25 protein-coding genes are annotated in these 25,547 nt (G+C 60.1%); 19 read left to right on the top strand and 6 right to left on the bottom strand.

What is annotated here, in order from left to right:
- Window positions 1–78 precede the first annotated feature (78 nt).
- Window positions 79–639 carry a TetR/AcrR family transcriptional regulator gene (locus tag BD293_RS06570; RefSeq protein ID WP_142080399.1) on the top strand — a complete coding sequence of 187 codons (561 nt, stop codon included), beginning with the start codon at window positions 79–81 and terminating at the stop codon, window positions 637–639.
- A gap of 31 nt (window positions 640–670) precedes the next feature.
- On the opposite strand, the gene BD293_RS06565 is transcribed toward BD293_RS06570, so the two are convergent.
- Together BD293_RS06565 and BD293_RS06560 are read right to left on the bottom strand one after the other, a co-directional pair.
- Window positions 671–1,723, bottom strand: a complete 1,053-nt coding sequence (locus tag BD293_RS06565; protein ID WP_142080398.1) for an ABC transporter ATP-binding protein — start codon at window positions 1,721–1,723, stop codon at window positions 671–673.
- A 3-nt stretch (window positions 1,724–1,726) separates the two neighbouring features.
- Entirely contained in the window at window positions 1,727–2,533 is an 807-nt protein-coding gene (locus tag BD293_RS06560; RefSeq protein WP_142080397.1) for an IclR family transcriptional regulator, read from the bottom strand.
- 114 nt (window positions 2,534–2,647) lie between these two features.
- Between BD293_RS06560 and BD293_RS06555 the strand changes: the two genes are divergently transcribed.
- From BD293_RS06555 to BD293_RS06505, 11 genes are all read left to right on the top strand, one after another.
- On the top strand, window positions 2,648–3,895 hold the full coding sequence (locus tag BD293_RS06555) for an ABC transporter substrate-binding protein (protein WP_142080396.1): 1,248 nt from the start codon (window positions 2,648–2,650) through the stop codon (window positions 3,893–3,895).
- A gap of 73 nt (window positions 3,896–3,968) precedes the next feature.
- Window positions 3,969–4,880, top strand: a complete 912-nt coding sequence (locus BD293_RS06550; protein ID WP_142080395.1) for a carbohydrate ABC transporter permease — start codon at window positions 3,969–3,971, stop codon at window positions 4,878–4,880.
- Window positions 4,880–5,230: an MmcQ/YjbR family DNA-binding protein gene (locus BD293_RS06545; RefSeq protein WP_142080394.1), complete on the top strand. Its 351-nt coding sequence runs from the start codon at window positions 4,880–4,882 to the stop codon at window positions 5,228–5,230. The genes BD293_RS06550 and BD293_RS06545 overlap by 1 nt, the downstream gene beginning before the upstream one ends.
- Before the next feature lies 1 nt (window position 5,231).
- Window positions 5,232–6,080 (top strand): carbohydrate ABC transporter permease, encoded by an 849-nt coding sequence (locus BD293_RS06540; RefSeq protein ID WP_142080393.1) that lies wholly within the window; start codon window positions 5,232–5,234, stop codon window positions 6,078–6,080.
- A complete protein-coding gene (gene melA, locus BD293_RS06535; RefSeq protein WP_142080392.1) occupies window positions 6,077–7,429 on the top strand; it encodes an alpha-glucosidase/alpha-galactosidase in 1,353 nt (450 codons plus the stop codon). The genes BD293_RS06540 and melA overlap by 4 nt, the downstream gene beginning before the upstream one ends.
- A gap of 227 nt (window positions 7,430–7,656) precedes the next feature.
- Window positions 7,657–8,424, top strand: a complete 768-nt coding sequence (locus tag BD293_RS06530; protein WP_142080391.1) for an SDR family NAD(P)-dependent oxidoreductase — start codon at window positions 7,657–7,659, stop codon at window positions 8,422–8,424.
- Window positions 8,421–9,332, top strand: a complete 912-nt coding sequence (locus BD293_RS06525; RefSeq protein WP_142080390.1) for a 2-dehydro-3-deoxygalactonokinase — start codon at window positions 8,421–8,423, stop codon at window positions 9,330–9,332. Before BD293_RS06530 ends, BD293_RS06525 begins: the two co-directional genes overlap by 4 nt.
- Window positions 9,320–9,919 (top strand): 2-dehydro-3-deoxy-6-phosphogalactonate aldolase, encoded by a 600-nt coding sequence (locus BD293_RS06520; RefSeq protein ID WP_142080389.1) that lies wholly within the window; start codon window positions 9,320–9,322, stop codon window positions 9,917–9,919. Before BD293_RS06525 ends, BD293_RS06520 begins: the two co-directional genes overlap by 13 nt.
- Window positions 9,916–10,755, top strand: coding sequence for an SMP-30/gluconolactonase/LRE family protein (locus BD293_RS06515; protein ID WP_142080388.1), 840 nt, complete (start codon window positions 9,916–9,918; stop codon window positions 10,753–10,755). Before BD293_RS06520 ends, BD293_RS06515 begins: the two co-directional genes overlap by 4 nt.
- 28 nt (window positions 10,756–10,783) lie before the next feature.
- Window positions 10,784–12,715 carry a beta-galactosidase gene (locus BD293_RS06510; RefSeq protein WP_142080387.1) on the top strand — a complete coding sequence of 644 codons (1,932 nt, stop codon included), beginning with the start codon at window positions 10,784–10,786 and terminating at the stop codon, window positions 12,713–12,715.
- A 79-nt stretch (window positions 12,716–12,794) separates the two neighbouring features.
- A protein-coding gene (locus tag BD293_RS06505) for an IS630 family transposase (protein WP_142079576.1) occupies window positions 12,795–13,858 on the top strand; the annotation gives its coding sequence in 2 pieces (ribosomal slippage) (window positions 12,795–13,280 and window positions 13,283–13,858; 1,062 coding nt in all).
- 63 nt (window positions 13,859–13,921) lie between these two features.
- Here the strand turns inward: BD293_RS06505 and BD293_RS06500 are convergent.
- Genes BD293_RS06500 through lepB form a run of 4 tightly spaced genes read right to left on the bottom strand, consistent with a single transcriptional unit; the run spans window position 13,922 to window position 16,633 of the window.
- On the bottom strand, window positions 13,922–14,248 hold the full coding sequence (locus tag BD293_RS06500; protein ID WP_142080386.1) for a DUF1491 family protein: 327 nt from the start codon (window positions 14,246–14,248) through the stop codon (window positions 13,922–13,924).
- Complete coding sequence (gene era / locus BD293_RS06495; RefSeq protein WP_142080385.1) at window positions 14,245–15,165, bottom strand: GTPase Era; 921 nt, start codon at window positions 15,163–15,165, stop codon at window positions 14,245–14,247. Before era ends, BD293_RS06500 begins: the two co-directional genes overlap by 4 nt.
- The gene (gene rnc / locus BD293_RS06490) at window positions 15,162–15,848 is read right to left on the bottom strand and encodes a ribonuclease III (RefSeq protein ID WP_142080384.1); all 687 of its coding nucleotides are present in this window, start codon (window positions 15,846–15,848) and stop codon (window positions 15,162–15,164) included. The genes era and rnc overlap by 4 nt, the downstream gene beginning before the upstream one ends.
- Window positions 15,845–16,633, bottom strand: coding sequence for a signal peptidase I (gene lepB, locus BD293_RS06485; RefSeq protein ID WP_142080383.1), 789 nt, complete (start codon window positions 16,631–16,633; stop codon window positions 15,845–15,847). The genes rnc and lepB overlap by 4 nt, the downstream gene beginning before the upstream one ends.
- A gap of 310 nt (window positions 16,634–16,943) precedes the next feature.
- Here lepB and BD293_RS06480 point away from each other — a divergent pair, with 310 nt between their 5' ends.
- The 7 genes from BD293_RS06480 to BD293_RS06450 all read left to right on the top strand — a co-directional run bounded on the left by BD293_RS06480 (window position 16,944) and on the right by BD293_RS06450 (window position 25,393).
- Window positions 16,944–18,509: a 2-isopropylmalate synthase gene (locus tag BD293_RS06480; RefSeq protein ID WP_142080382.1), complete on the top strand. Its 1,566-nt coding sequence runs from the start codon at window positions 16,944–16,946 to the stop codon at window positions 18,507–18,509.
- A 282-nt stretch (window positions 18,510–18,791) separates the two neighbouring features.
- Window positions 18,792–19,829, top strand: coding sequence for a rod shape-determining protein (locus BD293_RS06475; RefSeq protein WP_142080381.1), 1,038 nt, complete (start codon window positions 18,792–18,794; stop codon window positions 19,827–19,829).
- A gap of 25 nt (window positions 19,830–19,854) precedes the next feature.
- Window positions 19,855–20,793: a rod shape-determining protein MreC gene (gene mreC, locus BD293_RS06470; protein ID WP_142080380.1), complete on the top strand. Its 939-nt coding sequence runs from the start codon at window positions 19,855–19,857 to the stop codon at window positions 20,791–20,793.
- The gene (locus BD293_RS06465; RefSeq protein ID WP_142080379.1) at window positions 20,786–21,385 is read left to right on the top strand and encodes a rod shape-determining protein MreD; all 600 of its coding nucleotides are present in this window, start codon (window positions 20,786–20,788) and stop codon (window positions 21,383–21,385) included. The genes mreC and BD293_RS06465 overlap by 8 nt, the downstream gene beginning before the upstream one ends.
- Window positions 21,382–23,319, top strand: a complete 1,938-nt coding sequence (gene mrdA / locus BD293_RS06460) for a penicillin-binding protein 2 (protein WP_142080378.1) — start codon at window positions 21,382–21,384, stop codon at window positions 23,317–23,319. The genes BD293_RS06465 and mrdA overlap by 4 nt, the downstream gene beginning before the upstream one ends.
- Window positions 23,316–24,464 carry a rod shape-determining protein RodA gene (gene rodA / locus BD293_RS06455; protein ID WP_142080377.1) on the top strand — a complete coding sequence of 383 codons (1,149 nt, stop codon included), beginning with the start codon at window positions 23,316–23,318 and terminating at the stop codon, window positions 24,462–24,464. The genes mrdA and rodA overlap by 4 nt, the downstream gene beginning before the upstream one ends.
- The gene (locus tag BD293_RS06450; protein WP_142080376.1) at window positions 24,461–25,393 is read left to right on the top strand and encodes a 2-hydroxyacid dehydrogenase; all 933 of its coding nucleotides are present in this window, start codon (window positions 24,461–24,463) and stop codon (window positions 25,391–25,393) included. The genes rodA and BD293_RS06450 overlap by 4 nt, the downstream gene beginning before the upstream one ends.
- The last annotated feature ends 154 nt before the right edge of the window (window positions 25,394–25,547 follow it).

Genomic DNA, 25,547 nt, shown 5'->3' with positions numbered 1-25,547 from the left:
GGTATCCATCACTTGGGCTTGCAAAATTTGACCGCTCGCTATACCGTCTGGACGGTAAAGTCAACGTATGGAAACAACATGTCCCCCGAACGCTTGCCACGCCAACCAACCGAGACGAAACGCCGCTTGCTGGAGGCAGCGGAATCGTTGGCACGCCGGCTTGGTCCGGGCAATATGTCGCTGGACGCGGTCGCCGCCGAAGCCGGTGTTTCAAAGGGCGGATTGCTTTATCACTTCCCGTCAAAAGCCAAACTTATGGAAGCGCTGGTCGAGCATCATCTGTCGCGCCTTGATGCAGCCTTGCGCGCCGAGGAAGCGACAGGCCGCCCGAACGCTGCGATTAAGGGTTATATGAACCAGTTTCTTGAAGAATGCGCGCGGCACACGCCGCCCTCTTCTGGGCTGCTTGCAGCGCTCGCCGAAAACCCGGACCTGCTGAGTCCCGTCCGTGCGCGCGAGCGCGATTTTCTGGATCGCATTCGTGCCGATGCCACGGACCCGGATTTTGCCACAGTCGCTTTTCTTGGCATCCACGCCTTGCGCGCCATGCGGATGCTGGGCACCGAGGTGCTGGACGCGGACGAAATCGAAGCGATTGTGGGCTGGATGGAAAAGGAAATCGGCGCGCGCGGACAATAACGTTGCACCCGCACCGCCTGCGCGCGCTGCCCTAGCGCAGCCTGTGGCCGGTGAGTTTGTCGAACAAAAACATCTCATCCGGGTCGACATGAACGCTGATATCTGTACCCGGTCGCTCGACATGATTGCCCTTTGTTTCGATCACCAACTTCGGCTGCCCGTCCCGCGCGCAATGGATGAAGGACACGCCACCGAGGGCTTCGGTCATTTCCACGCTGTGAGTGTCACCGGCACCTATTCTAAGGCTTTGCGGGCGGAACCCGGCCACAAGCTCTGACACATGGCCCGGTGGGCGACAGGCAATAACCTCTGGGCCCAGTGCAGGCACATGAATGCCGCCTTCGGTGGGGTGCGCTGGTAGCAGGTTCATTGCAGGCGAGCCAATAAATCCGGCCACAAACAGATTGTCGGGTTCACGATACAGGTCCAGCGGCGCGCCGACTTGTTCAACCCGGCCGCCCCGCAGCACGACGATCTTGTCAGCCAGTGTCATGGCTTCGACCTGATCGTGGGTGACATAGATCATCGTTGCGCCGATTTCGCGGTGCAGGCGCGCAATCTCAACCCGCATTTCAACGCGCAATTCTGCGTCAAGGTTCGAGAGCGGCTCGTCAAACAAGAACACTTCCGGCCCGCGCACAATGGCGCGCCCGATGGCCACACGCTGACGTTGTCCGCCGGACAAGGCTTTGGGCTTGCGGTGCAGATAGTCATCAAGATGCAGGATGCTGGATGCTTTCGCAACTTTCTCGCGGATTTCAGCCTTGGGGTGGCCATTCATCTTCAGTCCGAACCCCATGTTCTCTGCGACAGACATATGCGGGTAAAGCGCATAGGTCTGAAACACCATCGCCACCCCGCGCTGCGCCGGGTCCAGTCTTGTCACATCACGCGTACCGATCCTGATCTCACCCGCCGAGGTTTCCTCTAACCCCGCGATCATGCGCAGAAGCGTGGACTTGCCACAGCCAGAGGGGCCGACAAAGACACAAAATTCGCCCGGATCAACAGTCAATTCCACCCCGTGAATGACCTGCGTTTCACCGTATTTTTTGACGACGTTGCTCAGAGTGACACCGGACATGGATCAGGCCTTCTTGCGGATGGGATGCGCACCCTCTTCGGGGAAACGCCATGTTTCGGCTTCCTGCGCGATGGTCCGGGCGATATCCGAAATAACGGGAACAAGGCCCTCCAGCGCATCAAGGCTGGTGCGCGAGGTGGTCGAGGTGACAGACAGCGCCCCCAATACCCCGCCGCGCGACGACAGGATCGGAAGCGCCACGCAGATGATGCCCGGCTCGTGTTCTTCAGCGTCAAACGCAAACCCGCGCGCACGAATGGTGGCCAGTTCCGCCTGCAACGCGTCCGGTGTGGTCAGGGTGTTGTCAGTGAAGCGATGCCAGCTTTGTTGTGCAAGCAATGCTGGCAATTGGGCATCTGGAAGATACGCCAGCATCACCTTGCCCACACCTGTGCAATAAGCTGGCCCGACCTTGCCTGCCTGCGAATACATATGCACAGGCTCGCGCGCATTACGCTTGTCGACATACAGCACTTGCGCATGGTCCAACTGCGCAAGATGGACCGTCTCGCCCACTTCGCTGGACAGCCGGTCCAGATGCGGGCGCGCTATCGGGGCGAGCGAGCTTTGCGCCCATGCGACATGGGCCAGCCGCACCAGACGAATGCCCATTGTGTAGCACCCGCGATCCGCCTCATAGGCGAGCATTCCTTGGCTGACCAAGGTCTGTAGCAACCGGTAGAGCGTTGCTTTGGGGTATGGGCTGTGTTCCAGCAGGTCCGAAAACCGCACAGGCCGCCCGAAAGCCGCGACAAGGTCCAGCGCTTCGAGCGCTTTTGCAACCGTGCCATCTGATGAACCAGCGGCCATCCCCCCTCCCACTACGCGGACAAACAATTTCTTGACAAACCGTAACGAGTCGCGCCATCTTTTTCAATATATAAAAACAAGTTCCAAATAATGAAACCTGCAAGGGAGGAAAACATGCAGTTTACATTCAAGGGCGCACTGGCGGCACTGGCGACAAGCACGATGCTTGTCGGGACGGCACAGGCCGAACTGACCGGCGATCTGCGCATCTTCTTCAATGACCAGAACCCCGCACCCCGCGCCGCGATTGAGGGCATGGTCGAGCGTTTTCAGGAAATGCACCCGGACCTAAACATCGACCTGACTCTGATCGACCGGGAAGCAAACAAAACCCAGATCCGCAACTACCTGACGGCGAATGCGCCCGATGTGAACGGATGGTATGCGGGCAACCGGATGCGCCCCTATGTCAATGCGGGCCTGTTTGAAGACGTGTCCGACCTATGGGACGGCCCAATGGGCGAGGAACTTGCCTCGACCCGCCCTGCGCTGACACTGGACGGCAAGCAATGGGGCGTGCCCTACACCTATTACCAGTGGGGGATCTATTACCGTAAGGACATCTATGAAGAATTGGGCCTGACACCTGCGACCACTTGGGAAGAGGAAAAGGCCAACTGCCAAGCCATCCTCGATTCCGGGCGCAAATGCTACACAATTGGCACCCGCTTTTTGTGGACGGCGGGCGGCTGGTTCGACTATCTGAACCTGCGCACGCATGGCTATGATTTCCACATGGCCCTGACCGCAGGCGAGGTGGAATGGACCGATGACCGTGTGCGCGAAACCTTTGCCAAGTGGCGCGAGTTGATCGACATGGGGGCGTTTATCGACGACCACACGGCCTATACATGGCAAGAGGCGCAGCCCTTCATGGTCAATGGTGACGCCGTGTCCTACCTGATGGGCAATTTCGTGGTCGAGCCGATGCGCGACGCCGGCCTGACCGATGACCAACTGGGGTTCTACCAATTCCCGGAAATAACCCCCGGCATTCCGATGGCCGAAGATGCGCCTACAGATACGCTGCACATTCCGGCACAGGCCCAGAACAAGGACAATGCGCGCGCCTTCCTGCAATATGTGGCCAGCGCCGAAAACCAGACCATCGCCAATGAAGTGCTGGGGCAATTGCCGATCAACAGCAATGCCGAAGTGGCCGATGACAAGTTCATTCAGGCAGGCTTCGAGATGCTGTCGAATGCCACAGGCGGGATCGCACAGTTCTTTGACCGCGACGCCGATGCTGAAATGGCCTCGGCGGCAATGCAGGGGTTTCAGGAATTCATGGTCATGCCAGACAGTCTGGATGCAATCCTTGACCGGCTTGAAAGCACCCGGCAGCGCATCGCCGAAGACTGAAGAATAGGCCGCAACACTCGGGGCGGGCATTTGCCGCCCCGATCCCTTTCGTGACAACCGGGATTCCGTGCCAATGACGTCCAGCACAGATCAATCGCGGCGAAGCTGGTGGGCACGCAATCAGGTGCGCGCGGCACCTTGGCTGTTTCTGGCCCCCGGCATCGCCTTTTTCGCGCTCTACGTCATCATCCCCATAGTCCAGAGCTTCCATATCAGCGTCTATCGCTGGGACGGGCTGGGCGAGGCGCGCTATGTCGGTATGCAGAATTATGAGCGCCTGTTCGATGACCCGGCCTTCTACACCTCGTTATGGAACAATCTGCGCTGGCTGTTGCTGTATTTGCTGGCCATTCCGGGCGGGCTGTTCATTGCCCTTTTCCTGAACCAGCAAGTGCGCGGCATCCGGCTGTATAAATCGCTGTTCTTCTTTCCCTTCGTAATCTCTCAAGTCGTTGTCGGCCTTGTTTTTGCATGGTTCTACAACCCCTCCATCGGGCTGTTCAATCCGCTGATCGGGTTGTTCGGCCTTGGCCCCATGAACATTCTCGGCAACCCGAATACAGTGACTTATGGCATCATCGCCGCAGGCCTCTGGCCCCAGATTGCCTATTGCATGATCCTGTATCTGACAGGTCTGAACGCGGTCGATCCCGAACAGGTCGAAGCCGCGCGGCTGGATGGCGCCAAGGGCTGGAAGATGCTGTGGTATGTGATCCTGCCACAACTGCGCCCGGCCACGTTTATCGCGGTGGTCGTCACCGTGATCGGCGCGCTGCGCAGTTTCGACATGATCAGCGTCATGACCAGTGGCGGGCCGTTCGGGTCCAGCCGCGTGCTGGCCTATTACATGTTCGAGGTGTCGCTGTCGGAATATGGCTTCCGCATGGGTTACGGCGCTGCGATTGCGGTCATCCTGTTCCTGATCATGCTGGTCTATATCGCGTTTTTCTTATGGCGTATGTGGCGCGAAGAAAGGGGCTATTGATGACATGGCGCGATGAAATCAATGCCATCTGTGCGGCCCTGCCCGGTGCCGAGAAATCCGACCCATGGGACGGCGGGCATGACTGCTGGAAGATCGGTGGCAAAATGTTCGCCCTGCATGGGATGGAGCCGGGCATCTGTGTGAAATGCCGCGACATCGAGACTGCCGAGGTTTTGCGCGACACCATCAATGCCGAGCGCGCGCCATATTTCCATCGCTCATGGGTCCGTCTGCCGGAGGGCACCGACCTGAACGAGGCGCGCCACCGCATACACCTGTCCTACGTGTTGATCCGCTCTGGCCTGACCAAAAAGCTGCAAGCCAGCCTGCCCGCATGGGAGGGGCGCTAAGATGTTCCCCACGCCTGTCGAGCAACGCTCTGCCGCCATTCAGGCCAGCTACAAGGCGCTTTTGCCAGTCGCATTGCTCCTGTGGTTGCTGCCGCTGCTGATGGTCGCGCTGTTCTCCATCAAGCCAGACAGCGATTTCACCCAAGGCAATCTTTGGGGCTGGCCCTCCAGTTTCGCAGGGTTCGAGAATTACGCCCGCGTCTTCACCGACAGCGCCATGCCGCGCTACCTGCTGAATTCGGTTTTCATCACGGTGCCGACAGTTATCGGGGCAGTTGCGCTGTCTTGCATGACGGGCTTTGCGCTGGGCGTTTACCGGTTTCGCGGCAATATCTGGATTTTCTTCATGTTTGTCGCGGGCAATTTTGTGCCTTTCCAGATCCTCATGGTGCCAGTGCGCGACCTGACATTGAGCATGGGGTTATATGACACCCGTTTGGGGTTGGTGCTGTTTCATATCGCGTTTCAAACCGGGTTTTGCACGCTGTTCATGCGCAATTTCATCCGCGCCCTGCCCCGCGAACTGATCGAGGCTGCGCGCGTCGAGGGCGTGTCAGAAATACGCATCTTCTGGTATGTGGTGTTGCCGCTGATGCGCCCTGCCATTGCCGCATTGTCGGTGCTGATCTTCACCTTTATCTGGAATGACTATTTCTGGGCGATCGTGCTGACCCAAGGGGTGGAAACCCAGCCCGTAACCGCAGGGATCACCGCCTTCAACAGCCAGTTTCGTGCTGCCTATCACATGATGAGTGCAGGCAGCATCATCGCTGCATTGCCCCCTGTGATGATGTTCTTTCTGATGCAAAAGCACTTCATTGCGGGCCTGACCCTCGGAGCCGTCAAATGACCAAAATCGCGTTTATCGGGGCCGGATCGACCGTCTTCATGAAAAACCTGATCGGCGATGCCTTGCTGCGCCCTGCGCTGGCCGATGCCCATATCGCGCTGATGGATATCGACAGCGCCCGACTGGAAGAAAGTGCCCTTGTCGCGCGCAAACTGGTCGCCTCGCTTGGGACAGGCGCGCGTGTCAGCACGACCACCGACCGCCGCGCCGCGCTGGAGGGTGCGGATTTCGTGATCGTCGCGTTCCAGATCGGCGGCTATCAACCCTGCACCGTGACAGATTTCGAAATCCCAAAGGCATACGGGCTGCGCCAGACCATTGCCGACACATTGGGCGTGGGCGGGATCATGCGGGGCCTGCGCACTGTGCCGCATCTATGGGCCATAGCCCAAGACATGCGCGCGCTCTGCCCCGATGCGCTGATGCTCAATTACGTCAACCCGATGGCCATCAACACATGGGCGCTCACCGCCCGCTACCCGGACATAAAGCAAGTGGGCCTGTGCCACTCGGTACAAGGCACAGCGTTCGAGTTGGCGCGCGATCTGGGGCTGGATGTGGCCGATCTGCGCTACCGTGCGGCGGGCATCAACCACATGGCCTTCTACCTGTCATTGGAGCTGCGCGATGGCACAGGCTGGCGCGACCTGTATCCCGCCTTGCGCGACGGCTACCGCGCAGGCCGCATCCCGCTGGAAAGCCACTGGAACCCGCGTTGCCCCAATCTGGTGCGCTACGAGGTGATGGCGCAATTCGATTACTTCGTCACCGAATCCTCTGAACATTTCGCCGAATATGTGCCTTGGTTCATCAAATCCCACCGCCCCGACCTGATCGAGCAATTCCGCATCCCGCTTGATGAATACCCCAAGCGCTGCGAGGAACAGATCACCGCATGGGCCACACAGGCGCAGGCGCTGAAATCAGCAGACCGGATCGAACACAGCCCCTCGAACGAATATGCGGCCACCATCATGGACAGTATCACAACCGGCACGCCTTCGGTCATCTACGGCAATGTGGCCAACCACGCCTATATCCCGCAACTGCCCCATGGGGCTGCTGTCGAAGTGCCCATCTTGGTGGATGCCAATGGCCTGCACCCCACATCCGTCAAGGATCTGCCCCTGCATCTGGTGGCCCTCATGCGCACCAATCTGAATGTGCAGGAATTGACGGTGCAGGCACTTCTGACCGAAAACCGCGCCCACATATACCACGCCGCCATGCTCGACCCCCATACAGCGGCCGAGTTGGACCTGCGCCAGATCCGGGCGCTTGTCGATGATCTGCTTGCCGCCCATGGCGACTGGATGCCCGACTGGTGCCGTGCCGAATATGCTGCCTGATCATTTTCTTGCCAAAAATACTCAAATCCAGCCTATGCCACAGGGACGACGCTGCACCATGAAGACACCCCGCCGATCAACCGCACGGGCTGGCAACCTGATCCGCCACATTATACACGCGTCGGTGCGCACCTGCGTATCATTTACCTCCTGCACGCCGACACCGGCACCGATCAGGGTGTTCCTGTCAGCAAGAAGGCCCGCACCGTGACAAAAGAGAGCCAGCAATGACCCTGCCCATCTATCCCGACCTTCACGACACTTCCGTCTTTATCACCGGCGGTGGCTCTGGCATTGGCGCGGGCCTGACTGAAGCGTTTTTGCGTCAGGGCGCGAAGGTCGCCTTCGTGCAGCGCTCGGATGCGTCCGAATTTTGTGATGCGATGGCGCAATCCACAGGCAACCGCCCCCTGTTCACTTCCTGCGACATCACCGACCCGGACGCAGTGCGCGCTGCCATCGAACAGGCCGCCGCAGTGCATGGGCCTGTTCAGGTATTGGTTAATAATGCCGCCAATGACCAGCGCCATACATTGGCCGAGGTGACGCCGGATTTTATGGACTGGGCGCTGGCGATCAATTTCAAATCCTATGTCTTTACCGCGCAGGCCGTGATCCCTGCGATGCAGGAAATGGGGGGCGGGGCGATCATCAACATCACCTCGATCAGCTATATGATGGGCAATGCGGGCTACCCGGTCTATACGGCAGCCAATTCCGCACTCAATGGCCTGACCCGCAGCCTTGCGCGCGAATTCGGCCCCGACCGCATCCGCGTTAACGCCCTTGCCCCCGGCTGGGTTATGACGCCAAAACAGTTGGAGCAGTGGGTCACGCCCGACGCGTTGGCTGAACATCTCAAGCGCCAATGCCTGCCCGATAGCTTGAACCCCGAAGATATTGCAGGCGGTGTGCTGTTTCTGGCGTCCAACACCAGCCGCGCCATGACCGGACAGGCGCTGGTGATTGACGGCGGTGTGGTGGTGACAGGATGAGCGCGCTGGACTGGATCGCCGCCGATTGGGGCACATCGCATCTGCGGGTCTGGGGGCTGGCAGGGGATCATGTGGTCCAGCAAGCGCAGTCAGACCAAGGCATGGCGCAACTTGGCCGCGACGGATTTGAAGCCGCCCTTCTAGCGCTGGTGGGCGACTGGCTGCCTAACGGACAAATCACACCTGTTATCGCCTGCGGGATGGCAGGCTCGCGTCAGGGCTGGGTCGAGGCGCCCTATCGATCTGTCCCCTGCACGCCCTTGGGCGCGACATTAACCCCTGCGCCCACCCGTGAATTACGCTTGTCCGTGCATGTGGTGCCCGGCCTGAAGCAGGTCAAACCCGCCGATGTGATCCGCGGCGAAGAGACCCAGATCGCAGGGTATCTTGCACGCAATCCCGGCTGGGACGGCGTGATCTGCCTGCCCGGCACGCACAGCAAATGGGTGCATATCAGTGCGGGCGAAGTGGTCAGTTTTCAGACCTTCCTGACCGGCGAGATGTTCGCGCTGCTGACGCAGCACTCGGTGCTGCGCCATTCAGTTGCGGGCTGGGATAGCGCAGGTTTCGCTGACGGTGTCGCGCAAGGCATGGAACGGCCAGAGCGGCTGATGGCGCGGTTGTTTTCTATTCGTGCCGAGGGGCTGCTGGACGGGCTGGACCCCGCCCTTGCCCGCGCACGCCTGTCGGGCCTGCTGATCGGCGCGGAACTGGCTGCCGCCAAACCCTATTGGCTGGGCCAGCGCGTGGCAGTCATTGGCGCGGACGGGTTGGCAAAAGCCTATGCGACCGCGCTGGCCGGGCTGTCCGTGCCTGTCAGCATACATGATGCAACCGAGATGACGATTGCGGGGCTCAACGAGGCCCGCGCCCACCTGCCCCCATCGGAGCGGCCATGCGTGAACTGATCGCCATTCTACGCGGCATCACCCCGCCCGAGGCTGTGCGCGTCACACAGTCCCTGATTGACGCGGGTATCACAAGAATCGAGGTGCCACTGAACTCGCCCGATCCGCTGGACAGCATCAGCGCCATGGTGTCCGCCTGTGGCGATCAGGCACAGATCGGCGCGGGCACAGTGCTGGACGAGGCGCAAGTGGCGCAGGTGGCGGCCACGGGCGCGCGGCTGATCGTCTCGCCCGATTGCAACCCTGCGGTTATCGCGGCTACAGGCGCCGCCGGAATGCTCAGCTATCCCGGTGTGTTCACCCCGACCGAAGCCTTTGCCGGGCTCCGCGCAGGTGCCACCGGGCTGAAGCTGTTTCCCGCCTTCAAGCTTGGCGCAGATGGGTTGGCCGCCCTGCGCGCAGTTCTGCCCCACGATTGCGCCGTCTATGCCGTGGGCGGCGTCGGCCCCGATGATTTCGGCACATGGCTGCGGGCGGGCGCGACCGGCTTCGGGCTTGGCAGCGCACTCTATGCGCCGGGAATGTCCGCCAGCGAGGTGCGCGCGCGCGCGCGCGATATCGTCGCTGCTTGGGACGCATGCCAATGACGCCCCTGAATGACATACGGTGCGATCTGGGCGAAGGCGCGTTCTGGCACCCCGCGCGGGCAGAGTTCTTCTGGTTCGACATTACCGGGCAGCGCCTGCATTCGCTGGCCCGAAGCTGGGACTTTGATGAAATGGTGTCGGCTATGGGCTGGGTGGACAAAACCCGCGTGGTGATCGCGGCCCAAACGCGGATGCTAGTGTTTGACCTGCACAGTGGCACCTCCCGCACCCTGTGCGCGCTGGAGGCCGAGAATGCCGCCACCCGCTCGAACGATGGCCGCATCGATCCGCAGGGCGGTTTCTGGATCGGCACGATGGGCAAACGCGCCGAGGCAGGTGCCGGCGCGATCTGGCGGTGGCACAAGGGCGAGTTGCGCAGGCTGTTCGCTGGCCTGACCATCCCCAACGCAATCTGCTTCGCGCCTGACAGGCAAAGCGCCTGCTTCACCGACACAATGACGCGGCGCATCATGCGCGTGGCGCTGGACGCAGAGGGGTGGCCAAAAGGCGCGCCCGAATGCTGGCTGGACCTGAGCGCTGAGCGCTTGAACCCCGATGGCGCGGTTTTCGATGCGGCAGGGAATTTCTGGGTGGCGCAATGGGGTGCGGGCCGCGTGGCGGCCTACGCGCCCAGTGGGCAGTTCTTGCAAGCCGTTGATTTTCCTGCCCCGCATACATCTTGCCCTGCCTTTGGGGGCGATGATCTGCGGCAATTATATTGCACCACGGCGCGGCAAGGCCGCCAGAACCCCAACAACCTTGATGGCGCGACATTCGTGACACCTGTGCCCGTGCAAGGTCTGCGCGAATATCAATTTCACCTTGACGATGCCTGACGCAGTCCCTTCCCCCCGGAGTCCCGTCATGAAACCAACCCTTGGCGTTTGCTACTATCCCGAACACTGGCCCGAAGACATCTGGCCACAGGATGGACGCCGAATGGTCGAAGCGGGGCTAACATGGGTGCGGATCGGGGAATTTGCATGGTCGCGGCTGGAACCCGCGCCGGGACACTATGAATTCGGCTGGCTGGACCGCGCCATCGCGGTCTTGGGCAAAGCTGGTCTTCGCGTGGTGCTGGGCACGCCCACGGCCACGCCGCCCCGCTGGATGATCGCGCGCCATCCCGACATGCTGGCCGTCGATGCGCAGGGACGCCTGCGCAAATTCGGATCACGCCGCCACTATTGCTTCAGTCATCGCGGCTATCTGGAAGACTGCAAGCGGATCGTCACCCTTCTGGCCGAACGCTATGGTCGCAACCCCCATGTCGCGGCATGGCAGACAGACAACGAGTATGGCTGCCATGACACAACCCTCAGCTATTCCGACGCGGCGCGCGCTGCCTTCCGCGACTGGCTGGGGCAGAAATACCAAAGCCCCGACATGTTGAACCGGGCATGGGGCAATGTCTTCTGGTCGATGGAGTATCGCAGCTTTGACGAGATTGACCTGCCCAACCTGACAGTCACGGAACCCAACCCCGCCCATGTGATGGATTTTCGCCGTTTCGCATCGGATCAGGTGGTCGCCTTTAACCGCGCACAAGTGGATATCCTGCGCCGCCACACAGACGCGCCGATTGCGCATAACTATATGGGCCGTGTCACGGATTTTGATCATTTCAAACTGGGCGCTGATATGGAAATCGCAAGCTGGGACAGCTACCCGATCGGGTTTCTGTCAGACCGGCTGGAAGCCAGCGCAGCACATAAGGCCGCGTTCCTGCGGCAGGGTGATCCTGATTTTCAGGCGTTCCATCATGACCTTTATCGGGCGGTCGGTCGTGGCCGCTGGTGGGTCATGGAACAGCAACCCGGCCCGGTGAACTGGGCACCCTATAACCCAGCACCCCTGCCCGGCATGGTGCGCCTTTGGACATGGGAAGCGTTTGCCCATGGGGCCGAGGCCGTGTGCTATTTCCGCTGGCGTCAGGCCCCCTTTGCACAAGAGCAGATGCATGCAGGGCTGTTGCGCCCCGATAGCGCCGACGCACCCGGATTGAGTGAGGCGCGCGAAACCGCACATGACCTGACCAATCTTCCCTACATCGGCAGCCGCGACGGCGATGTCGCACTGGTGTTTGATTATGAGAGCGCTTGGGCATGGGATACGCAGCCACAGGGCGCGGATTTCGACTATTTCAGGCTGGTTTTCGCATGGTATCGCGCGTTGCGGCGGCTGGGATTGAATGTTGACATTCTGCCCCCCGATACGGGTGATCTGTCGCGCTGGAAGCTGGTCTTGGCACCGGGTTTGTTCACGCTGTCACCAGATTTGCGCGCCGCAGTGCATAGTTGTCCGGGGACGGTCCTGTTCGGGCCCCGCGCCAATTCCAAAACTGGTGATTTCGCTATTCCCGACCCTCTGCCCCCCGGATTGCCGGGGCTGGATGTGCGGGTAACGCGGGTGGAAAGCTTGCCGCCTGGGGTGACTATGGACTTGGAGGGCGGCGGCGGGTTCGTGCATTGGCTGGAAGACATGGAAGGCACAGCGCCCGTCATGCGGCGGCGTGCAGATGGACAGGCTGCACTGGTTGGCAATGGCCCTGTCACGTATCTGGCCGGATGGCCGCAGGATGACACGCTGCGCGCAATTTTGCGCGATCTGTGCGACACGCACGGGATCGAGACGCTGGATTTACCCGATGCGCTGCGCAAGCGCGACACAGACACGCTGCGTTTTTGGTTCAATCATGGGGCGCATCCCATAGTTTGGGACGGGCAGGAAATCCCTGCTGCCGGTGTGGTCTGGAAGGCGCGCGCTGAATGTTATACCAAGTCTCGCGAAATCTGACTCTTCTGAGGGTTTTGGGATTCCCAAATCTATGAAGATCTGACTCAATGGCGTCAGATTTTCTGGGGAGGGCCTCTCTATGGGCGCAGCGCTCGCGTTACGGACAGACTACGACGGCATGAAGTTGAGAGAACTTGCGCGAAAGACAAAGGATGCCAACCAAGCCCGCAGGCTTTTGGCGCTGGCGGAGATCTATGATGGCGGTCGGCGCAGCGATGCTGCTCGGATTGGTGGTGTTGGCCTACAAATTGTCCGTGACTGGGTGGAGCGGTTTAATGCCCGCGGGCCTGACGGCTTGATCAACGGCAAAGCTCCTGGTCAGCAGTCTAAGCTTAACGATGAGCAGCGCAGGGCGCTTGCTGCAATTGTTGAGAGCGGTCCGACCTTATCGGTCCATGGGGTCGTCCGCTGGCGCCTGAGTGATCTGAGGAAATGGATTGCAGACACATTTGGGATTTCACTTCACGAGACGTCGATAAGCCGGGAACTCAGGGCGCTTGGTTATGTCAAACTCACAGCACGCCCGCGCCATCACGCGCAAGATACAGCCGCACTGGAGGACTTTAAAAAAAAGGGTTTGCAGCCGCAGTAGCAAAGCTCCGCGCACGGCTCCTGCAAGGCACTGTGATCGAAGTCTGGTTCCAAGATGAAGCGCGTGTCGGCCAGAAAAACAAGATCACGCGCCGATGGGCGAAGCGCGGTACGCGACCTTCCGCCCCACATGATCAGCGCACGAGTTCAAGCTACATCTTTGGAGCGATTTGCCCAGCCCTCGGGAAAGCTGCAGGTCTTGTGCTGCCAGCGTGCAATACCGAAGCGATGGCCCTGCATCTTGCTGAAATCTCCCAAACTGTCGCACCCAAAGCACATGGGGCTGTGCTCGTGGATCAAGCCGCATGGCACATGACTGACAAGCTGGTCATTCCGGACAACATCACCATCATCCCGATCCCCGCAAAATGCCCAGAACTCAATCCAGTCGAAAACATCTGGCAATTCATGCGAGACAACTGGCTATCAAACCTCATCTTCGAAACCTATGAAGACATCGTAGATCATTGCTGCAAGGCTTGGAACAAATTGGTCAGCATGCCCGACACAATCACCTCCATTGGAACCCGCGACTGGGCTCAAGAGTTCTGATCAATGCTGATTGGTATTAGGTGTCAGGACCGTGTGCGCATCTCGATTGCGGTTGGCCGCACTCTAGCCCATCTCAGCCAGAAAATCGCGCCCGCGCGCGTCTTCCACTTCAATTACCCACAGGTCTGGATCAAAGCTGCGCTGGCGGGCAATGGCGGCGTCGACATCGCGCTCGGCCCCCTCCACCAGAACTTGCCAGACGCGGGCATCCGCCTCCAGATCGAAGCCGCGTGTATAGGCGCGCGCCAATCCGTTCATAAGTGCAAGCTTCACCAGCACGGCACCCGCCGTGTCATCACCGCGCGTGATGACATAGGCCGCGATCCCTTCGAGTTGCAGCCGCCGCAGATAGGCCGACACCCAGATGCCCGATGCCAGCCGTGCGGTCATGTGTTCCCGTCGCGGAACTCCAGTCCCATCTCGGAATAGCGCTCTGCCTCTTCCAGCCAGTTTTCACGGACTTTCACTTGCAGGAACAAATGCACGGGGCGGCCCAGAAACTCAGCAATCTCGACCCGCGCGGCCTGCGAGATGGACTTGATCGTCTCACCCTTGTTGCCCAGAACAATCCCCTTATGGCCGTCGCGCACCACATAGATCAGCTGGTCAATCCGGACAGAGCCGTCCTTGCGTTCCTGCCAGTGTTCCGTCTCAACGGTGATCTGATAGGGCAGCTCTTCATGCAGGCGCAAGGTCAGTTTCTCGCGCGTCATTTCTGCCGCGATCATGCGCATGGGCAGATCGGCGATCTGGTCTTCGGGGTACAGCCACGGCCCTTCTGGCAACTCTTCGGCCAGCCAGCCGCGCAGCGCATCCACGCCATGCCCTTTTTCAGCCGAGATCATGAAGGTCTGCGAAAAGGGATATGCCGCGTTCAGTTTCTCCGACAGCGCCAGCAGCACTTCGGCCTTGACGCGGTCGATCTTGTTGATGGCCAGCACCACGGTCCGTCCCGCGCTGACACGGTCTTTCAGCGCATCAATGATGGCCTGCGTACCTTCGGTCAGGCCACGATGCGCCTCAACCAGCAACACCACGATATCGGCATCGGCAGCGCCCCCCCACGCGGCGGCGACCATCGCGCGGTCCAGACGGCGGCGCGGACGAAACAGGCCGGGCGTGTCGACAAAGACAATCTGCGCGGCCCCTTCAATCGCAACGCCGCGAATACGGGTGCGGGTGGTCTGCACCTTATGGGTCACAATGCTGACCTTGGCCCCGACCATGCGGTTGGTCAGGGTCGATTTGCCAGCATTGGGTTCGCCGATGAGGGCGACAAAGCCCGCGCGGGTCGGGGTGTCAGTCATGTGTCGGCCTCCAGCCGTTGAAGAAGGGCGCGCGCGGCCATTTGCTCGGCCTGCCGCTTGGATCCGGCGACAGCTTGCGCGGCCTCGCCACTGTCAAGCTGCGCCTGAATTGTGAATTCCGGTGCATGGTCCGGTCCTGCGCGCAGGATTTCGACATAGGTGGGCGGGGCCTGTCCGCGCGCCTGCGCCCATTCTTGTAGCATGGTTTTGGCATCGCGGGCATCTGCATCGACACCGCTCAGGCGCGTTGACCAGTGGCGCAGGACAACAAACCGCGCCGCCTCGAACCCGGCATCCAGATAGACCGCCGCAATCACTGCCTCAATGGCGTCGGCCAGCACAGCATCCTTGCGCCGCCCGCCAGACAGCATTTCAGAGCGTCCAAGTTTCAGTGCAGCACCCAGATCAATGGCGCGCGCAATTTCGGCGCAGGCTTCTTTGCGCACCAACGCGTTGAAACGTGGTGCAAGCTGGCCTTCGGTCGCGGCTGTGTCGGCCTGAAGCAAAGCCTCGGCCATAACAAGGCCCAGAACCCTGTCGCCCAGAAATTCCAGCCGCTGGTTGTCAGGGCGCGAGGGGGAGGAAATCGAGGGGTGTGTCAGCGCCCGCACCAACAATTCAGGGCGGGAAAACGCATGTCCCAACCGGGCAGCAAAGGCAGTCAGGTCAGCCGACAGTTTCACTGCAACCTCGTGAACAGCCGGTCGCTGCGCCATGTCCAGACGAAGAACAGCGAGCGCCCCTCGGCAGAGAAGACAACATGGCGTGCGCGCCCGATCAGGTGGTCGAACGGAACCATCCCAACACCGCCAACCTGACGCGGCATACGGCTGTCGAGCGAGTTGTCGCGGTTGTCGCCCATGAAGAAATAATGCCCGTCCGGCACAGTAAAGACGGGGGTGTTGTCGCCCGGACTGCCATCAGAGATATTCAAAACGGGATAGCTGACGCCATTGGGCAAAGTCTCGGTCATGCGTGATTTGCGGCATTCACCGCCCTGCCCCACTGGTGCATTCTCGCAGCGCGGAAATTGCCCGGCACTGCCCTGACGCTCGTAAACCTCGACAAACTCGCCTGCGGGTTCCTGCGGCACGGCTTCATCATTCAGCCATAGCTGACCATCGCGCATTTGCACGCGGTCGCCGTGCACGCCGATCAGGCGCTTGATGTAATCGGCGCCGGTGCCGGGGTGGCGAAATACGACAATGTCGCCACGCTCTGGCTCGGTGCCGAAAATCCGTCCGTCAAACGGGCACATTGCGAACGGGCATGAGAAGCGCGAATACCCGTAGGCCATCTTGTTAACAAACAGGAAATCCCCGATCAGCAGCGTTTCTTTCATCGAGCCGGAGGGAATCCAGAACGGTTGAAAGAACAATGTCCGGAACAAGCCCGCAATCAAGAGCGCGTAGATAATCGTCTTGATATTTTCCCAAAGCCCGTCTTTCTTGCCATCCATCGTCGTCATGCGTTCTGATCCATTTCGGCTGCCTGTCGCGGGCTTCATGGGCGGGGCCGCGGGCGGAGTCAAGCAAGACCACGTAGCACGCGCGGTTGTGACGTTGCAAAAATGGGGTTTTCAAGCCTCGCATCGCTGCCTATAGTCGCACTATGATTATTTGCGCTCAAACAGTCAGCTTGCGCTTTGCGCTGCCTTCCAGTGGCCTGCTACTTCTTAGCAGCCTCTGAGCGTGTCCCTTGCGGGCGCGCCGCTCAGAGGTGACCAGCGCCCCGAAATGCAAGACGACATATTCAGACATCCTTGACAGGAACATCCTATGACCATGACCCCAGCTGAGCAGGACCGCGTCCTGATCTTTGACACAACCCTGCGTGATGGCGAACAAAGCCCCGGCGCGACCATGTCCCATTCCGAGAAGCTGGAAATCGCGGCCCTTCTGGATGAGATGGGTGTGGATATCATCGAGGCGGGGTTTCCCATAGCCTCGGAAGGGGATTTCAACGCGGTATCGGAAATTGCGCGCAATGCCAAAAACTCTGTCATTTGCGGGCTGTCACGTGCCAACCTGACCGATATCGACCGCTGCTGGGAGGCTGTGAAACATGCACCCCGCGGGCGCATTCACACGTTTATCGGCACCTCGCCGCTGCACCGAGAGATTACGGCGCTGGATATGGATGGCATGGTTGCGCGCATTCATGACACAGTCACCCACGCCCGCAATCTGTGCGACGATGTGCAATGGTCGCCCATGGACGCAACCCGCACCGAGCATGACTATCTGTGCCGCGTTGTGGAAACCGCGATCAAGGCAGGGGCCACCACTGTTAATATCCCTGACACGGTGGGCTATACATACCCACGCGAAAGCGCCGATCTGATCGCCATGCTGCTGGAGCGCGTGCCCGGCGCAGACACAATCACTTTTGCCACGCATTGCCACAATGACCTTGGCATGGCGACCGCCAATGCGCTGGCGGCGGTGGAAGCGGGCGCGCGCCAGATCGAGTGCACGATCAATGGTCTGGGCGAACGCGCGGGCAACACTGCGCTGGAAGAAGTGGTCATGGCGCTGCGCGTGCGCAACGACATCCTGCCCTACGCAACGCGGATCGACACCACCAAGATCATGGGCATTTCGCGCATGGTCGCGGCCGTGTCAGGCTTTCCTGTGCAGTATAACAAGGCCGTCGTGGGCAAAAACGCCTTCGCGCATGAATCCGGCATCCATCAGGACGGAATGCTGAAGAACAAGGAAACCTTCGAGATCATGCGCCCCGAAGATATCGGGCTGGCGGCCACCAATCTGGTGATGGGCAAGCATTCGGGCCGTGCGGCATTGCGCTCGAAGTTGTCGGATCTGGGCTACGAGTTGGGCGACAACCAGCTCAAGGATGTGTTTGTGCGCTTCAAGGCGTTGGCGGACCGCAAGAAGGAAGTCTATGATGATGACCTGATCGCACTGATGGCCGAAGCCAGCCTGAGCGACGAGGACGCCTATCTGCAACTGCGCAAACTGCGCGTGATCTGCGGCACCGACGGCCCGCAAGAGGCTGAAATGACGCTAAGTATTGGCGGCGTGGAGCAGTTTGTCGACGCCACTGGCGACGGCCCTGTCGATGCGACATTCAATGCCGTCAAGATGCTGTTCCCGCATGAGGCGCGGCTGGAACTGTATCAGGTGCATGCTGTGACCGAAGGCACAGATGCGCAAGCCACGGTCAGTGTACGGCTGATGCAGGATGGCATTGTGTATTCGGGACAATCTTCGGATACCGATACAGTAGTTGCTTCGGCCAAGGCCTATGTCAACGCGCTCAACCGTTTGGTGATGCACCGCCATCGCGGCAACCTGTCTGAACTGATGACCAGCGCAGGCTGACCGCGGCAATGACAGGCGGCCCCGGATTTGATGCCGGGGCCGCCTGCCCGTGGACGAAAGTCGCGCCCAAACACGCGGGGCGCATTGGCAAAAATCACTTTTGGCAGGTGACTTGGCACCCCCACTACCCACCATTCACGCCTCTGTGCGGTTATACCGGCCAATTCCCGCCAATCTCTGGACGCCCCCCCCTTTACCGCATGCCGTGCCGCACCCTATAAGGCCCCAACAGGCTTACATGATAATGTAGGTCCGACTCAGCATGAACGACGGGATATCCGCATGAAATTCTTCCCCAGTCTGTTCTCGTCAGACATGGCGATTGATCTTGGTACGGCGAATACGCTGGTCTATGTAAAAGGACGCGGGATCATATTGAACGAGCCCTCGGTGGTGGCCTATCATTCCAAAGACGGGCGCAAGGCCGTGTTGGCTGTGGGCGAAGACGCGAAATTGATGCTGGGCAGAACCCCCGGCAGCATAGAGGCGATCCGCCCGATGCGCGACGGCGTGATTGCCGATTTCGATGTCGCCGAAGAAATGATCAAGCATTTCATCCGTAAAGTGCATCGCAACACAGTGTTTTCAAAGCCAAAAGTGATTGTTTGCGTGCCCTACGGCGCCACACCTGTTGAAAAGCGCGCGATCCGTCAGTCTGTGTTGTCGGCAGGCGCGCGGCGTGCGGGGCTGATTTCCGAACCCATTGCAGCGGCAATCGGTGCCGGTATGCCCATCACTGACCCGACCGGCTCTATGGTGGTGGATATTGGCGGCGGCACCACGGAAGTGGCGGTGCTGTCCTTGGGTGATATCGTCTATGCCCGTTCGGTGCGGGTGGGTGGCGACCGCATGGACGAGGCGATTGTCAGCTTTTTGCGTCGCAACCAGAACCTGCTGATCGGCGAATCAACCGCCGAAAAGATCAAATGCGCCATTGGCACGGCACGCATGCCCGATGACGGGCGCGGAAAATCCATGCTGGTGCGCGGGCGTGACCTGCTGAACGGTGTGCCAAAAGAAGCCGAGATCACACAGGCGCAAGTCGCAGAGGCCCTGTCCGAAACCGTGACCACAATCTGCGAGGCGGTGATGATCGCGCTGGAAACAACGCCGCCCGATCTGGCCGCCGATATCGTGGACCGCGGTGTCATGCTGACAGGCGGCGGCGCATTGCTGGGCGAGTTGGATCTGGCGCTGCGCGAGCAGACTGGCTTGTCCATATCGGTTGCAGATGAGGCGCTGAATTGCGTCGCCATCGGCACTGGCAAGGCGCTTGAATATGAAAAACAGCTTCGTCACGCCATTGATTATGACAGCTGACGGGGCGCGTCACAGGGTGTAGCGCGTGGCAGAAGATCGCAGACAGGATCAGGATTTTATCCGCCCGGTTCGGCGCATCCTGATCGGGTTGCTGGCGACGTTGATGCTGCTGATCTTTATCGTATGGCGCATTGACAGCCCACGGGTTGAGCAGTTCCGCATGGCCGTCATTGACCGTGTCGTCCCGTCATTTGACTGGGCGATGCGCCCTGTTGCGCGCGGCGTGGCACTGGCCGAAAATTTCCGCTCCTATGCGCGGATCATCGAGCAAAATCAGGAATTGCGGCGCGAATTGCAACAAATGCGCGCATGGCGCGAGGCGGCGCTGCAACTGGAGCAACGCAACGCACAATTGCTGGACCTCAATCAAGTGCGGCTTGATCCGCAATTGACGCATGTGACAGGCGTTGTGATGGCTGATAGCGGCTCTCCCTTCCGCAAGTCTGTGTTGCTGAATGTCGGCGCGCGCGATGGGGTGCGGGACGGCTGGGCGGTGATGGATGGGCTGGGGCTGGCGGGGCGCATTGCGGGGGTCGGACAACGCACGTCGCGGGTTGTGTTGCTAACAGATACGGCCAGCGCTGTTCCGGTGGTTATTCAACCCTCTGGCCAGCGCGCAATGCTGATTGGCGACAACTCGGCCTTTCCAATCCTGGAATTCATCGAATCCCCCGACGACCTGCGCCCTGGCGACAGGGTAATCAGTTCCGATGATGGCGGTGTTTTTCCTGCGGGCATTCTTGTGGGCGAAGTGGTGGCAACAAGTGATCGCAGATTGCGGGTCCGTATTTCTGCGGATTTCGGACGTCTGGAATTTCTGCGCGTTCTGCGTTCGCGCCCGATGGAGCGGATTGTCGACACAGGCGATCTTATCGCACCCGACCAATTGGAATTAAATCCCTTGGAGCTTGAAGAGCCGGACACTTTGATCCCGCCCCTGCAAAGCGATGCCGGCGATGGTTGAACGGCGCCAGACCCAGCGGCTGCTCTATGTGTCCTTGTTTCTGGGGCTTGCCGCGCTGATGACATTCTACCGGCTGTTGCCCTTGGGCAGTTACGGCATTTCACATGACCTGGCCGGGCAGGATGCGATTCCCGGATCAAGCATCGGCTTCACCCTTGGAAGCCTGCCCGCGCCCGATTTCCTGTTATGTCTGACGCTTGCTTGGGTGGTCAGACGCCCCGACATGCTGCCTGCGCCGATCATCGTCGGATATTTCTTTATTGAAGATATTCTTTTGCTGCGCCCGCCGGGGCTGTGGGCGCTGATTGTCCTGCTGGGAAGCGAATACCTGCGCACCAGAACCGAGCAATTGCGCGGCTACGGGTTCTGGCTGGAATTTCTGCTTGTGATCGGGCTGATGCTGACAATGTTTTTGGCCAACCGCGCAATGCTCGCGATTGTGATGATGCCACAAGCCCCACTTGGCTTGAGCTTTGTGCAGTTTCTGGGCACGGTGGCGGCCTACCCTGTTGTGGTCGCAGTGTCGCATTTCATTTTCGGGCTGCGCAAACCAGCAACGGGCGAAGTAGATTCTTTGGGGCAGAGATTGTGAAACGCTCGGAACGCGAACAGGACTTAAGCAGGCGTGTCATCAGTCGCCGTGGACTGCTTTTGGGGGGCTTGCAAGTCGGGGTGGCGGGCACGCTGTTCTGGCGGTTGCGGGACATGCAACTGAACCAGTCAGAGCAGTATCACCTGCTGGCCGAAGAGAACCGCATCAACCTGCGCCTGCTGCCGCCTACGCGCGGCCTGATCGTGGATCGCAATGGCGTGATGCTGGCCGGGAATGAACAGAATTACCGCGTCGTCATCAAGCGCGATGACGCAGGCGATATTGATCTTGTGCTGGCCCGACTTGCCCGCCTGATCCCGCTAAGCGAAGAAGACATTGAACGTGCGCGTCGCGACATGTTGCGCAACCGGCCATTCGTGCCGGTCACTGTGGCAGAGCGACTGAGTTGGGAAGAAATCAGTCGCGTTGCCTCGAACGCGCCGGCTTTGCCCGGTGTCACGCCGGAAATGGGCCTGTCGCGGAACTATCCGCTGCGCGAGGACACAGCGCATGTGGTGGGGTATGTCGGCCCTGTATCAGAACGCGACCTTGAAGCGCTCGAAGCGCCTGATCCGGTCTTGATGATCCCGCGCTTTCAGATCGGCAAAAGCGGGGTCGAGCGGATGGCCGAAGACCGGCTACGCGGGCGCGCGGGCTCGCAACGTGTGGAAGTAAACTCGGTCGGCCGCGTCATGCGCGAGTTGGACAGGGTTGAGGGCACGCCGGGCGGAAATGTGCATCTGACGCTGGATGCACGCCTGCAAAACTATGCGCTGGAGCGGTTGCACGGGCACAGTGCGGCGGCGGTCGTTATGGACATCGAAAGCGGCGATATTCTGGCGCTGGCCTCTGGGCCCAGCTTTGACCCCAATCTGTTCGTACGCGGAATCTCCACCACCGATTTTCGTGGGTTGCTGGACAATGAATACCGGCCCTTGGTGAATAAAACCGTGCAGGGCATGTATCCGCCCGGTTCAACCTTCAAGATGGTCACAGCACTGGCCGCGCTGGACGCAGGCGTCACCGATGGGCAAGAGCGCGTGTTCTGCCCCGGTCATATGGATGTGTCGGGCAATCGTTTCCATTGCTGGAAACGTGGCGGGCATGGCCGCGTGAACCTTGTCTCGGCGCTGTCGGAAAGCTGCGACGTCTACATGTATGAAATGGCGCAACGGTGCGGCATCGACAAGATCAACGAGATGTCGACGCGGCTTGGTCTGGGCATACGCTATGATCTACCCATCACATCCGTGGCGAGCGGGCTGAACCCCACGCGCGAATGGAAACGCAACAACCGCAATTCCGAATGGCGTATCGGGGACACAGTCAATGCCTCGATCGGGCAGGGTTTTGTGCTGACAACGCCGTTGCAGCTTGCTGTCATGACTGCACGTCTGGCGTCAAACAAAGCCATTCTGCCTCGGTTGATGCGCGACCCCGCAGAGAGCGCGCTGCCCGAGGCCGCAAGCCTTGACCTGCGCCCCGAATGGCTGCGCCTGATCCGGCGCGGGATGAGCGAGACTGTCAATGACCGGCGCGGCACGGCCTATTCTTCGCGCGTGGTCGCGGATGATCAGGTGATGGCAGGCAAGACCGGCACCAGTCAGGTGTTCTCGATCACGCGCGCCGAACGCGACGCGGGGGTGCGCAGGCAAGAAGATCTGCCTTGGAACCGGCGCAACCACGCGCTGTTTGTCAATTACGCCCCGGTCGAGGCACCGCGTATTGCGGTTTCCATCGTGGTCGAACATGGGGGCGGCGGATCGTCAACGGCAGCCCCGATCGGGCGCGACATCATGCTGGCCGCGTTGAATGGCGGTGTGCCACCGCTTTCCGCCTACCCTGCCCCGCAACGCAACCGCATTCATTCCGAGCAACAGGAAATGCAAGAGCGCTTGCGCAAACCCGAAGACATGCGGATCAGTCGCGCATGAGCTATCTTGAATACAACACCAAGCGGATGCCTGCGGGGCTTGCCAAGGTTCTGTATCTGAACTGGCCTTTGGTCGCGCTGCTGATTGCGGTGGGCTGTTACGGCGTTCTGATGCTGTATTCCATCGCCGGTGGCAGTTGGTTCCCTTGGGCCGACCCGCAGATGAAGCGCTTTGCCCTTGGGCTGGGGATCATGTTCCTTGTGGCCTTTGTGCCGCTATGGTTCTGGCGGTCCATCGCGGGGGTGGCCTATGCCATATCGGTGTTGCTGTTGTTCGGGGTCGAGTTCTTCGGCACGATCGGTATGGGCGCAAAACGCTGGCTAGAGCTTGGCCCCTTCCGGCTGCAACCCTCGGAACTGGCCAAGATCACGACGATCATGGCGCTTGCCGCCTATTTTGACTGGCTCGACCTCAAGAAAGTCTCGCATCCGTTCTGGGTGCTGCTGGCCGCCCTGATTGCCTTGGTCCCGGCACTTTTGACGCTGCGCCAGCCAGATTTGGGCACGGCAATGTTGCTGGCAGTCGGCGGCGGTGTCGTAATCTTTGCCGCCGGGGTGCATTGGGGGTATTTTGCTGCCCTGATCGGCAGCGGCTTCGCGCTGGTTGCGACGGTCATGTCATCGCGGGGCACCGAGTGGCAAATCCTAAAGGATTATCAATATCGCCGCATTGATGCGTTCATGGACCCCACACTGGACCCTTTGGGCGCGGGCTATCACATCAACCAGTCGATGATCGCACTGGGGTCCGGCGGCTGGTCGGGGCGCGGTTTTATGGAAGGCACACAGGCACGCCTGAACTTCTTGCCTGAAAAGCATACCGATTTCATCTTTACCACGCTCGCCGAGGAGTTCGGTTTTGTCGGAGCATCGTCGCTGCTCATTCTATACATGGCGGTGATTGCGGTGTGCCTGCTGACTGCGATGCGCACGACCAATCGCTTTGGCGCGTTGGTGGTGATGGGTGTTGTGGGCACGTTCTTTTTGTATTTTGCCGTCAATATGGCCATGGTGATGGGGCTTGCGCCCGTTGTCGGTGTGCCCTTGCCGCTGGTGTCTTATGGGGGGTCTGCGCTGATCGTGATCATGGTCGGGTTCGGGTTGGTGCAATCCGCCCATATTCATCGCCCGAGGTTGCCATCATGACGCTGACCGTCCTGTTCGCTGCGGGCGACGCGGCTTTCGCAGAATACCGCGCGCCGCTGACACAGGCCTTCGCGCAACACGATCTTAAGATCGACCTTGTGACCGAGGCCGCGCCGGAAGCTGTCGACTATATCATCTATTCGCCCGCCAGCACCTTGCGCGATTTCACGCCCTACACGCGCTGCAAGGCGGTGCTCAATCTATGGGCCGGGGTTGAGAAGATCGTGGGCAACCCGACCCTGACGCAACCCTTGGCACGTATGGTCGACCCGGCGCTGACACGCGGGATGGTCGAATATGTCTGCGGTCATGTGTTGCGCTACCATCTGGGAATGGATGCCCATATCAATGCCACCCCCGGCGCGTGGGTGCAGGATGAGCCGCCACTGGCCCCGGAACGGGTGGTCGGCATATTGGGCTTGGGCGAATTGGGGCGCGCTTGTGCCAGCGCATTGGCGGCACTTGGCTTTGCCGTCGAAGGGTGGTCATCGCGCCCGAAATCGGTGCAGGATGTGACGTGCCATCACGGGGCAGACGGGTTCAAGACCCTGCTGCGCCGCGCAGATATCCTTGTCACTTTGCTGCCCCACACCCCCCAGACCGAAAACATCCTGAATGCGGCAGCTTTCGCGCAGATGCGCACTGGCACGCGGATCATAAACCCCGGACGCGGCGCATTGATTGAGGATGAGGCACTTCTGGCCGCCCTCAACACCGGCCAGATCGCGCAAGCAACACTGGATGTATTCCGGGTCGAACCTTTGCCCGCGGAGCATCCGTTCTGGGCGCATCCGAATGTCACGATCACGCCGCATATCGCCGCCACCACACGCGCCAAATCTGCCTCGCAGGTCATTGCCGAAAACATTACGCGGGTCGAGGCGGGGGCGGAGTTACTGCACAAGGTGGACCCCGCGCGCGGCTATTGAACCAAGCCAGCGCATCAAGCCCCCTTTGCAGAGCGCCGCGCTTTATTGCATAATCTTGAAGGTTTTTCTTGAAAACCCATCTTTCTTTGCCCTTGTCGCGGCGCTACAAGGCAATACTGTACACCTTTGTGTACAAATCCGACACGACGCGATC

The organism is Roseinatronobacter monicus (assembly GCF_006716865.1).
GTDB lineage: Bacteria > Pseudomonadota > Alphaproteobacteria > Rhodobacterales > Rhodobacteraceae > Roseinatronobacter > Roseinatronobacter monicus.
This window is presented reverse-complemented; position numbering and strand designations above follow the sequence as displayed.